The organism is Xenorhabdus sp. SGI 60, assembly GCF_056632175.1.
In genome coordinates, this window is record NZ_CP196860.1 from 3,598,985 (window position 1) to 3,610,435 (window position 11,451).

Annotated in this window: 6 protein-coding genes and 3 pseudogenes; 4 read left to right on the forward strand and 5 right to left on the reverse strand. The window is 42.6% G+C overall.

Annotated features, from left to right (window positions below):
• Positions 1-442: 442 nt before the first annotated feature.
• Complete coding sequence (locus ACSJJG_RS17070) at positions 443-598, reverse strand: hypothetical protein (RefSeq protein ID WP_223281845.1); 156 nt, start codon at positions 596-598, stop codon at positions 443-445.
• Positions 599-1,074: 476 nt separating this feature from the next.
• Between ACSJJG_RS17070 and ACSJJG_RS17075 the strand changes: the two genes are divergently transcribed.
• The 4 genes and pseudogenes from ACSJJG_RS17075 (at position 1,075) to ACSJJG_RS17090 (ending at position 4,201) form a co-directional block, all read left to right on the forward strand.
• The gene (locus ACSJJG_RS17075; protein WP_189761014.1) at positions 1,075-1,308 is read left to right on the forward strand and encodes a hypothetical protein; all 234 of its coding nucleotides are present in this window, start codon (positions 1,075-1,077) and stop codon (positions 1,306-1,308) included.
• 350 nt (positions 1,309-1,658) lie between these two features.
• Positions 1,659-2,353, forward strand: a protein-coding gene (locus ACSJJG_RS17080) for an IS1 family transposase (protein WP_189761441.1) whose coding sequence is annotated in 2 segments (ribosomal slippage) — positions 1,659-1,908 and positions 1,908-2,353 — 696 coding nt in all. Because the reading frame shifts where the segments join, the coding sequence is not laid out codon by codon here.
• A gap of 95 nt (positions 2,354-2,448) precedes the next feature.
• Positions 2,449-3,349: pseudogene (locus ACSJJG_RS17085) on the forward strand (IS982 family transposase).
• An 81-nt stretch (positions 3,350-3,430) separates the two neighbouring features.
• On the forward strand, positions 3,431-4,201 hold the full coding sequence (locus ACSJJG_RS17090) for a hypothetical protein (RefSeq protein ID WP_189759885.1): 771 nt from the start codon (positions 3,431-3,433) through the stop codon (positions 4,199-4,201).
• A gap of 366 nt (positions 4,202-4,567) precedes the next feature.
• Here ACSJJG_RS17090 and ACSJJG_RS17095 read toward each other — a convergent pair whose 3' ends face one another.
• From ACSJJG_RS17095 to entS, 4 genes and pseudogenes are all read right to left on the reverse strand, one after another.
• Positions 4,568-5,881 (reverse strand): sodium-dependent transporter, encoded by a 1,314-nt coding sequence (locus ACSJJG_RS17095; RefSeq protein ID WP_481090015.1) that lies wholly within the window; start codon positions 5,879-5,881, stop codon positions 4,568-4,570.
• 38 nt (positions 5,882-5,919) lie between these two features.
• Positions 5,920-6,081: pseudogene (locus tag ACSJJG_RS17100) on the reverse strand (branched-chain amino acid transport system II carrier protein); the annotation flags it as partial.
• A gap of 425 nt (positions 6,082-6,506) precedes the next feature.
• A pseudogene (locus tag ACSJJG_RS17105) lies at positions 6,507-9,628 on the reverse strand (autotransporter outer membrane beta-barrel domain-containing protein).
• A 530-nt stretch (positions 9,629-10,158) separates the two neighbouring features.
• The gene (gene entS / locus ACSJJG_RS17110; RefSeq protein ID WP_189759888.1) at positions 10,159-11,433 is read right to left on the reverse strand and encodes an enterobactin transporter EntS; all 1,275 of its coding nucleotides are present in this window, start codon (positions 11,431-11,433) and stop codon (positions 10,159-10,161) included.
• Positions 11,434-11,451: the final 18 nt, after the last annotated feature.

Consider the following 11,451-nt stretch of genomic DNA (forward strand, 5'->3'; position numbering starts at 1 on the left):
TGGAGCGGAACGGTGACTGCCAGAACAGATCTGAGCCGATACAAAACCGAGAAAAGCTATCTTACCGTTCGACTATGCAAAAGCAAATAACCCCATGCAGCAACAAATAATTACAACGACTGAGCAGCATTCGTAATCTTTACCACTACATTAGGCAACTATATCGAATTGCTAGTAACCATTAAAACAAGGAATCCGGAGTTACCGGATTCCTTGTTTCAACGCAGTTGTTTATTTGTAAGCATATACATTTATGTTTCACGCACTTTTTGAGATTTCCGATTTTCGGTCATCAACCTGACCTGCTCCTAATAAACTTTACTTTCCATTTAAGCTTCGCTCCTCTTGAAAAAAGGAGCGTGAGAGTTGGAGACAGTACAATCCCACTAGATTGTTCATTAGTTCAATTAATGCACGATTTCCTGCGACCAACTGTTTTCCATTAGCATTCGGAATGACATACCACCAGATGCTCTTCCAAAGTGGGTTCTCCCGCATCCACTGCTGTTTTAACGTGTTCGGTCAACAGTTCAAACAAGCGACGTTTGTACTCAGTGTCATCATTCCCTTTCAAATGCTCGCCCTTGGTCTCCAACACTGAGTTACGGTACCCTCTATAGAGGCAGCTTTCCTTGCATGATAGAGTCATAGGGCATTATCTGAACATTCATCATGATCAATAAATTGAGGGCATGATCAATTTTTATTATATAAATTCTATTGTTCTAACTGTGATTATTTATCATGAAAAATCGAATTCAATTTGACCGTTGACGATTTCCCATTTGAAATGAAAGAGTGTTATTATAATATTAATTAAAACAAAATTTAGAATGTTATTCTATTTATCATATACACATTAAACTTCAAGTTGCAATTTACAACACTCTATGAAACCTGATTTATTCCCGCTTCGCGGGAATAAATCACACGCATCTTGAAGTTAGATTGGTATATGTTTTATTTTTGTTGAGTGACTATTTATTTTTTTATGATCATTTGGCTCTAACATAAATGCGCAATATTCCGATGAATGTAAGCTGGAAGCAATTCAGCAGGTTAATTGCTTCCATTATGAAAAGTACTAATCTGGATAAATCAGTTTCCATGACACACTTTGGTATGGATATACCAGTGCACTATGTTTTGCGCAAGAAAAGCAAACAGGACATTTGCAGCAATCTGAATATTGATACCACCATCAAGTGGATGCCGAAACTGACAAGGGAGGGGTTAGTTAAAAATGACTTTCCTGACGAGAGCTTTTCCAACTCGCCGTGTTATCAGGTTAATGTATTAGCCCAATAACACAGAGAAAACGAGCATAACACGTTAATGTGATTTTAATCCGTTGTGATCCGTGAAATTTAAATGACGCAATTAATTGATTTTATTTAACAGTAGATATCAATCACAATTTTCCTGATGTATTTTTATCCGCGGTTGTATTTATAAATAGTTCTATTATATTCTGCTCCGTAATGTACCCAAAATATGCAATAGTAATTTTATTACTAAATTATTTTCACCAATATTAACTAAGGATTGATTCACCCAAATATTATGGAGCGTACAAATGAGCAGGGTAATGGATAAAATCGGTCACGTATTCAATTTGTTGTTTCTCATGTATACTCCTCACTTTTTCAGGAAATCAGATGGCAACGGTAGAAGTGAAATGTCGATTTTGTCAACAAACCGAATCGGTAAGAAAACATGGCACGGGTCAAGGTGAACGTCAGCGTTATCGTTGCCTGTCTTGTCGCCGTACTTTTCAGCTTGAATATGCTTATCGTGCTTGCCGGACGGGCATAAAAGAACAAGTTGTGGATCTTGCCATGAATAATGCCGGTATCCGTGACACTGCACGGGCACTACATATCAGTATTAATGCTGTCGTTCGCACTTTAAAAAATTGTCCCCACGATGTGTAACCACATTACCGCTGGAACAGGTGGAAATTGAGCTCATCTGTGAAGTCGATGAGATGTGGTCATTTGTTGGGAATAAAAAGCAACAACGTTGGTTATGGTATGCTTGGGAGCCTCGTCTGAAGCGTATTATTGCCCATACTTTCGGCCGACGAAGCAAAAAGACGTTGAAGAAACTGCTCAAAAAATTATCGCACTTTAACGTCGCTTTTTGGTGTACCGATAAATTCAAGGCTTACACCTTGTTGCCCACGGATAAACACCTCATCGGAAAAAGTTTTACGCAGCGTATTGAACGTGAAAACCTCACCCTTAGAAACCGAATTAAGCGGCTGAATCGTAAAACATTAGGCTATTCAAAATCACCGGAAATGCATGACAAAGTCATCGGGACTTTTATCGAAAGAGAATATTATATTTAACGAGATGCTCGACTTTCATGATGAGTTGAAATGACATAGCCGCTCCTTTATAACTTTAAATCGCCAAAAATAGAGAAATAAAGGAACAAAAGGCTATGTCACAGCAAGATTTTATCATTTGGGTGTTTTGTTGGGTAGACGATAATTTAACGGCGTTACAGCAAGGCACACGATTAAGAAGCCGGGGGGAACCCACCTAAGATGAGCGATGCCGAAGTCATCACGATGGAAGTGATTGGTGAATTCTTAGGGTTTTCAACAGATAAAGGGATTTGGAAATACTTTTTTGACCACTGGCGCGAGTGGTTTCCGGGACTGGGCTCACGCGCCAATTTTGCTAAACAGGCTGCAAATCTTTGGGTTGTCAAACAAAAGCTGCAAGAGCAGCTGGCGACGTTATTGGGCGCGCTCGACAGACCGGTGCATATTATCGACGGATTTCCCCTGCCCGTCTGTGGATTCAAAAGAGCGAAAGGCAGCGCCAACTTTAAAGGGCAAGCGGATTATGGATATTGTGCCGCCAAGAACGAAACATACTACGGCTTTAAAGGGCATCTGATGATAGATGAAACCGGCGTAGTCACGGGGCTCACGTTAACACCTGCGAGCGTCAGTGAGCGTGAAGCGGCCTGGGATTTGTGCGTCCCGATAAAAGGCTATTTGCTGGGCGATAAAGGGTATTTAGGCGTTGAGTTTAAACAGGAAATGAAAAAGCAGGGCATTGAGATGATTACGCCGGTGCGTGCCAATATGGATGATCCGATTCCCAGGGAAATCAGAAAGCGTATTAATGACAAACGCCGTTTAATTGAAACCGTGATTGGTCAACTCGCCGGGCAATTTGCTATCGAGAAGTGCTGGGCGCGGGATTTGTGGCATTTGGGTAATCGAATTGCCAGAAAACTGCTTTCTCACACGTTGGGTATTTTTGCCAATTTTAAACAAGGTAAAAGTCAACGCGACTGGCTTCAACAAGCCAACGTTATAGGATGTTAAAGTCGAGCATCGCGTTAGATTTAAGACCAATCAACATTTTGAATACGTGACCGCGTAGTACGTATTAATGGCATGACAGCTATGGATAATTTAGATGCTCCCCATGGAATTCAATCCAGCGGTATAAATTCAACCGCTTTTTTAGAAAATGGATCTAATACCATAGAGTTACTATTTGGCAGTCGCTCTTTTGAAGAAGAACTTATGCCTGAATCTCGATGTGAAGCAACATTAAAAAAAGTGTCAGCTTATGGAGAAAATGATGACGTCATTAGTCGCATTAAATTAGTCGCTGATAAAGATGGCAATCCAGTCACTGAAGAATCACTCAAGAATATACCTAATGAGAAGGCGGGCTTTGATTTTACTGGTATGTCCACAATACCAGCAGAAGAAGGTTTATTTTCTGCGAAAAAAACATATTCAATTGATGGATTGCCTGAGTGGATGTGGACAAAAGCCCAACCGGTGACAGAAAAAGATTTGCCAATTATAAAATCTTTCTATCAGGAAATAATTCATTCATTTGCTCAAAAGGATTTGGATAAAATATGGCGCATGAGTAAACCTGCCTGGGAGGAATGGGCTATTGCAGATAACAGTAACGCTAAGTTTTTTTTCCATTCTATGGTGTTTGAAGATAAAATCGATAGTGATAAATATATAGTCAGAGTAGATCCAGAATGGAAAAAATTCAAATTAGTCAGTTATAGAAATGGGCGTCTATTCCGTCTGGAAGCTGGTGCTCATGGTCGTTCACCTATACTGTTCGACAATAAAATCACCGGTGATACTGCAACTTATAGCCCTTATTTATCCATTATTAATGGTAAGATTGTGATAGCAAGGTAATGAATTTAATTTGGCTAATCAGTTATTATCTTGATTAGCCAAATATTCAATATAAATCTATACCAATCTAACTTCAAGATGCGTGTGATTTATCCCCGATTTGCGGGGGAGAAATCACGTTTCATATGGTGTTGTAAATTGCAACTTGAAGTTTAATGCATATAAACTCCATATGAAATTTCCCATCAAACATTTGAGTGCGTTAAAGGATTAAAATTGATTCAAGGCATTTTGATGACAGCTAACGGGCGGTTTTGGTGGATAAACTCGCCCGTTTAAATTTTTACCTAAAATGCAACAGTGTCGCAAAATTGCAGTATCATTCTCTATCAAATAAAAATGGATGAAAGATGATGCTTAACACAATCAAACAAGTCCGTGTACCAAAATCACCCCGATACATAACGGTCCGACATATCGCCATATAAAGCGTAAACACTGACGCTTCCGCAATGACAGATTATCCGGTATTAGTGCATTGACCTTACGTGACCAACCAAATACAAGGCAGATGATAATCCCGAATAATGGCATGAGAACATTGGAAGTAATAAAGTCCAGCATGTCGAAGATGGATTTTCCACCTAATGTGACGTGACTTAGAGGACCAAAAGATAAGGAAACAGGTATCCCCATTAACATAATCGATGCCGTGACTATTAAGCTTGTTTTACGGCGCGTCCATTGAAAACGCGTCTGAACATAAGCAACGATATGCTCAAGTAATGAAATTGCTGAGGTCAGTGCGGCCATTAATAATAATAAAAAGAAAGTGACTGCTAAGATTGAGCCACCAGGAAGACTGGCGAAATAAATTGGCATCGTCATAAACGTTAAACCAGGTCCCGCATTGGGTTTTAAACCAGCAGCAGCCAAAGCAGGAAAAATCATCAGACCAGCCAATATACAAACCAAGCAGGAGAGACTTACAACCCAAATACTCGATTTACCAATGCCTTTGTTATTAGGCAAATAGGAGCTGTACGTAATGTGGATCCCTAAACCAATAGACAGTGAAAAAAATGCCAACCCTAATGCATCTAAAACACCTTTTCCGGTCAAGCTACTAAAGTCTGGGTATAAGAATAATTTTAACCCTTCTGCTGAGCCTGGTAAACGGATGCCAACAATAATTAACACTATCATGATCAAAAATAACATTGGCATCATGACTTTAACTGATTTTTCCAAACCTTTTTGCACACCTGATAATACAACGAAACAGGTTAGCCCTGAAAATGCCAGATGTGCGATTATCGGCCACCATGGATTGCTGATGAAATTGGTGAAAATAGATGTCAGTTGAGAAACATCTGTAATATTCAATTTTCCTGTACTTGCCATCACTGTGTAGCCTATGGTCCAACCACCGACAACACTGTAGAAGCTATAGATACACCATGAACTGAATACACCTATAAGGCCAACCCATCCCCAGTGTTTACCAAGTAATTTTTTAAACGCATTAACGGCCACTTCACCCGTACTGCTTCCCAGCATGTTTTCAGCTAACAGAACCGCTAATCCAATCACAAAGCTAAACAATAAAAATACAACCAGAAATGCACCGCCGCCATTTGTTGCTGAAACATACGAGAATTTCCAAATAGCGCCAATGCCAACGGCAGATCCGGTTGCTGCTAATATGTGCCCCAGACGGGATGTCCATTGTTGACTCATGCTAACCCCCGAATAAATACAGTGTTAGCACATGTACCCAGCCCCATAGCCGTGAGCAAAAAACCAGCCGCAGCGCTCCAAACATGCTCACCGGTTTGCAGGTTAACCATAGGCAGGATGATATTTCTTGTCCCGACGAACAGGGCAGAGGTTATAAAGCCCAATGCCCAAATATCTTTTGATGATAAACGGTATGTCATAATAATCGTTAACTTATTGTTGTAAAAATAATTGCAAATGTAATAGTAACTATCACAACCTCTTGAATTTCCATTGGCGAAACTGGATTCTGATTTAACAGTCAGTGATAAACATCCTATTCACTGATATTCGCAAGATACAGAATGATAGTGGTAACATCAAAGAGATTATCTTGAAGCATTAACGGAGAAGAGTTCGCTGAACATATTTAACGCCCCATCGCCAGACGCCAATTTTGGAAAAGTTCACATGCAAGCCTTGGATTAAAGTGAAAATGAGACTCTTCAATTATGCAAGAGGATAAAAATTAAAGGGCATTAATAGAAATGGCATTTAATACACTACAATAAAACTATAAAAAATATTGTGAAGCCAGCATCACTGACTCCACATATTTTATCGAATATTTACATCCCGCCCATCATCAGAATTGCCATCTAAAACCGATATTCATACTATTGTCCTGATGACTGCTGGAGAGCAATCCACTATAGCCAAGCGTGAATGAAACGTTATTACTTGCACTCATCTCCGCATTAGCTTTTAGCACCACGCCATCACGAGAAGCAGGCACGCTGTGAGTCACAAACGTCGTGTTACTGCCACGGAACGATAAACCTGTTGCTCGTTCACGTTCACCGTATTGGTGCTGCCAGCCTAATTCTCCATTTAGGGTAATTGAAGAACCCCATGCAGCCTGCCAGCTATGATTGGCACGTAATCCCAATATGGAAAGAGTTGCTTCCGTATGTTGGCTGTTACCACGAAGTGCGGCAGCGGCACCGTCTTCGTTAATGCCTTCATTACGGAAATTGACGTAAGCCAAGTTAACGAATGGCTCCAAATTCACAACCCCTGTCGGCAGAGGGTAAGCAAGTTCAGCGGATAATTGTGTTGTTCGTCCACTGTACTTGGCATTCTCACTATCACGCTGACTGCCATAGCTGATAAAGCGTTTGGTATCAATACGGTGCCACGTGAATCCGCTATTGGCTCGCAAAACGAAGTCACCAAATTGACGGTCACCATAAAGAGCGAGGTGATAGTTATTACTGTCAGCAGTAGCACTGTTACCACCATCAAGGGAAGTACGAGTGTAACCAGTTGCGATACCAAGACGGCTGTATTCATCAATAAGAGCATCCGCGCCAAGGAATAAACCATAGTTGGAAGCCTGATAGCCCGTCGCATTCGTTGTACCAGAAGCGTGGCTCCATGCACCAAGCAGTCGAACCCATGCACCGTTCTTGTCTCCATGAATATCAGACGAAGGTGAATAGCCTTCAATCTGACTCAAACGAGAATTCAAGGTATCACGCAAATAACGGCTGTCATTAACCAACTGGGACGCAATATCAGCATGGATTTGTCCATCAAGCTGACGGAATGCAAAGCGGGCTTGTTCCGCAGAACGACTGGCTAAGATACTTTCGTAAACCGGATTACCCATGCCAAGGGTATCAGCGGCAGCAGCCACTGCACGTTCATTCTGTGTCTTAGCAAAATCGACAAAAGCAGTCTCATTACGCCCAACATGGAGAGTGACTTCACCAGGCTGATAAGACAATCCAGCACCAAGGAAGAGGTAATTCGGAACGACATCATCAAAACGACCATTGATATTCTGCTTCGCACTAAGAATAGTGTATTGCTGACCCGTCAGGCTTCGCACCTCTTCAAAAGAAAGCAAGTTAGCCGTATTCTCAAGGGAAATGGTAACTTTTCCGCCATCGATCTGTGCCCTTTTTTCAACCTGAATGTTGTCACTGCGCCCATCGGAAGCAATTTCCACAGCGTAATGAGAACCGGGTTCAAAGGTAATTTTTTCGGCAATCTTAAGCGTACCCATAGAGTTACCCGGTGCTACCGTACCGCCACGCAGCACATTGAGCGTCCCCACCGTACCATTCCCACCAAGAATGCCACTTTCCATTACTGAAACGCCAGAAGAGACACTACCGCTAACGTTCAGTAATCCCTGTTTGACCAGTGTTGGACCAGAATAGGCATTCTGGCCACTGAGAGTCAGCGCACCTCGACCTTGTTTGGTTAATCCACCATGACCACTGATATCATTGCTCCACTGATCCTGAGCACACTGACCAGCATCACAGATGCGTTCAGTCGGTTTACCCTTATCGAGTACGGCACCAACCCCCGGAATATCAGCGATAAACTGCCCCTTGCCGTAGGCGACTCCGTCAGGATCGGGTATACGGAGTTTTTCAGGAATATCCTCTGCGGTATAGAACATGCCAGGGCCATTTACTGCTTTACCGAGGTTGATCAATCCCCAGCCGTAAAGCTCATCAATACCCTTTTCCCCCATATCAGTAGCCGTAGTACGAAGCACGGAGGCGACTTGCTCGCCGCTCATATAGGGAAAACGCTCCATCAATACCGCAATACTACCACCAGCGTGTGGCGCAGCCATTGAGGTCCCTCTATAACTGTCATAGCCGGTAGTAATATCATCTATTCCAGTTCCCTTAATAACTGAGCTATAGATCCCACTACCAGGTGCACTGACACAAAGACTGGCCGTATAGCCACAGCGGGAGGAAAAATCGCTGATGGTATAAGGCTCGCTATTGGTACTATTTGGATCTTTTTGCAAGCTCGCGACTGTCAACCAGTTTGGTGCAATCTCTGGCACAAACCAAGCCAGACCCGCAATAGCATCTGGATTACTGTAGTTATTACTATTGCCAGCAGCAAAAATTGTCACAATACCGCTACGGGCAGCATCAATCGCCCCCTGATATGCACCTCCCGGTTTTGTCCCCAAAATCGGTTTGATTTCATCAAACTGCTGCTGAGCCTCTGCTAAGGTAAAATGGGCTGCGTTCGGATCTTCCCGCCCCTCTCAAGTTCTCTATCAATACCAATCCCCCAGCTGTTGTTAATGATACGGGCGCCACTGTCTATCAGTGCATTCCAACCAGCCTGATAAACACCACCATCATTGCCTAAGATAATGCCATCTTCAGGGCCGGGATCGCCGTTATCCGCAGTGAGTATTTGGGCGTTATAAGCCACGCCATGCATCTCTCTGCCATCCCTGTTAGCTGCCGCTATGCCTGCAACATGGACACCATGTGTTCCTAGTCTCCCGTACCTATCCACGGACGGCGTACCATCATAAGTGAATGAATCACCTTTCTTCACCGGAATATAGGGATCGGTATACTCACGTATCCCAGAAGTTTTTAAGTTGATGACCTTATCTTTTCCCATAAACTCAGGATGTTTGGCATAAACTGCCTGATCAAATATGCCTAATTTGATCCCTTTACCGGTATAGCCTCTGGCATACGCTTCATCAGCGTGAATAGCACCAAGCCCCCATTGGCCCGAAAACTCACCGGAACGCCAACTGGCAGGATCACCCATCCGTCCTTTCTCAACATAATTTTCCGCATAGGTGCCTGCGCTGGCCGCGACCAAACAGCAAGCTATAGCGTGATAAAGTACTCGTGGTTGGGTTTTGACTGATAGACGTGTGGAAACCAGAGTGTTCAAAGGTATTCTGTATCTCTTATTCATTTTAGTCACCATCCATTGTTGATTTGCAAAAATACCAGCTCTTATGTTTTTTATTGTGTAGGCAGCTTGAAACCATCAAGGTGATAGTTGTCTAAAAAGCAGGGACAGACTAAAAAGGCGTGCTGATTTTTAGATTGTTATCAAAAGAAAGCGGGTTTAATCAAAGCCATCACCTACCCTATTTACACCACCAACACACATTATAAAATGCCACATTTAATTAACCTTTATTTTAATAAATTTTAACCCAATCATAACAATTCATGTCATAGTGTTATTTTGAAACATTGGAATAGTTCTTTATTTCCGTTAACCAATCTAACTTCAAGATGCGTGTGACATCTCCCCGCGGAGCGGGGAGATGTCAGGTTTCATATCGTGTTGTAAATTGCAGTTTGAAGTTTAATGCGTATATACCCAATGAATTTCAAGTTGCAGCTTGTAAGTCAATGTAATTGTTTATATCTCCCCGCATAGCGGGGAGATATAAGACGCATCTTGAAAGACGATTGGTATAACCCTGGTTTCAATTAATTATCATCTTGCTGCAACCTTTGCTCTAAGGTGCTTGTTTCTCTGTCACGCAGGGTAGAATGACGTAAAGGTTTTACTACTGTTGCAAGCAACAAGCAGGTAAGTGCAGCAAAAGTTCCAAACGAAAAAACAGTGATTACCGGAGATAACAAACGGCCCATAAAACCTAATCCCAATGCTCCCAAAGAATCGCCAGTAACATCTTGAGCAGTGACAAAACTGTTCACTCGCCCCAGTAAATGATCCGGTGTATGACTCTGAACAAGGGTAAATTGCAGTAAGGATGCAAATGCATTCAAATATCCATAACAAACCAACACAAGTAATGCCAGAATGATATTGGTCACGATCCCTAGCAGGGATAACGTGATAAAGGAGCACAGGGCACATATAACAAGCAGAACACCAGGTCGGGTACTGCGTCCTATCCAGCCGCTGGTAAAGGCGCCGAGCATGGCTCCCAAGGGAACAGCGGAATACATCAACCCCGTTGCTGACGGCCCTTGGTGGTAGACTTCCTGAGATAAGGCAGGAAACAGGATACGCACGGCTCCCGCGATACTAATCATCATCCCTACCAATATGACACTGCCCACAATTTTATGCTGACAAACAAATTTCACTCCGCTTATCAATGCACTGATTGGATGCTCCTGCTTACTTGGTTGGGGCTTCATTTCAGGGAGCCTCATCAGGGGTAACAACGTGGCTAATGTACCGATGGCTGCCACGGCAAAGTTCCATCCTGGTCCACCAACAACAATAATAATCCCTGCCAATGCCGGTGAAATAATGGCACCGATGCGAACAGTAATCATACTCAAGGCCCCTGCCGCCGCCAGATTCTCCCGCCCGACTAAATTGGGGATGGCTGCCATTAATGCCGTCATCCCCAACGCACCAAAAAAACCATCCCAAACAGAAAGAAAATAGAGCATATACAGGGACGGAGAGTCTAGAAATGCGTTAACACTCAGAGCGACAAAACCGAGACCACAGGTGCCACGGGCAAACAAAATAAGTTTACGTCTATCATAACGATCAGCCAGTATTCCACCCAAGATTAACCCGATGAACATACCAACGCCATCCAGTGCCACCACAATCCCGACCTGTAAGGTAGATCCTGTCAGAAACTGCATTTGGACAGGCACACCAACCGTCAGCATCCCTAATGCAAAGACAGATAACATACGGGCAATAAAGATAGCGCGAAAATGGGCATTATTTTTAAGTAAACTAAAATCCAAAAAAATTGATGAAGTAGCCATAATGTTCCATACGGTGCG

Coding starts and splice junctions, on each gene's coding strand:
- ACSJJG_RS17090 (WP_189759885.1), top strand. CDS start 3,431: ATGGATAATTTAGATGCTCCCCATGGAATTCAATCCAGCGGTATAAAT.
- ACSJJG_RS17075 (WP_189761014.1), top strand. CDS start 1,075: ATGAAAAGTACTAATCTGGATAAATCAGTTTCCATGACACACTTTGGT.
- ACSJJG_RS17095 (WP_481090015.1), bottom strand. CDS start 5,881: ATGAGTCAACAATGGACATCCCGTCTGGGGCACATATTAGCAGCAACC.
- entS (WP_189759888.1), bottom strand. CDS start 11,433: ATGGCTACTTCATCAATTTTTTTGGATTTTAGTTTACTTAAAAATAAT.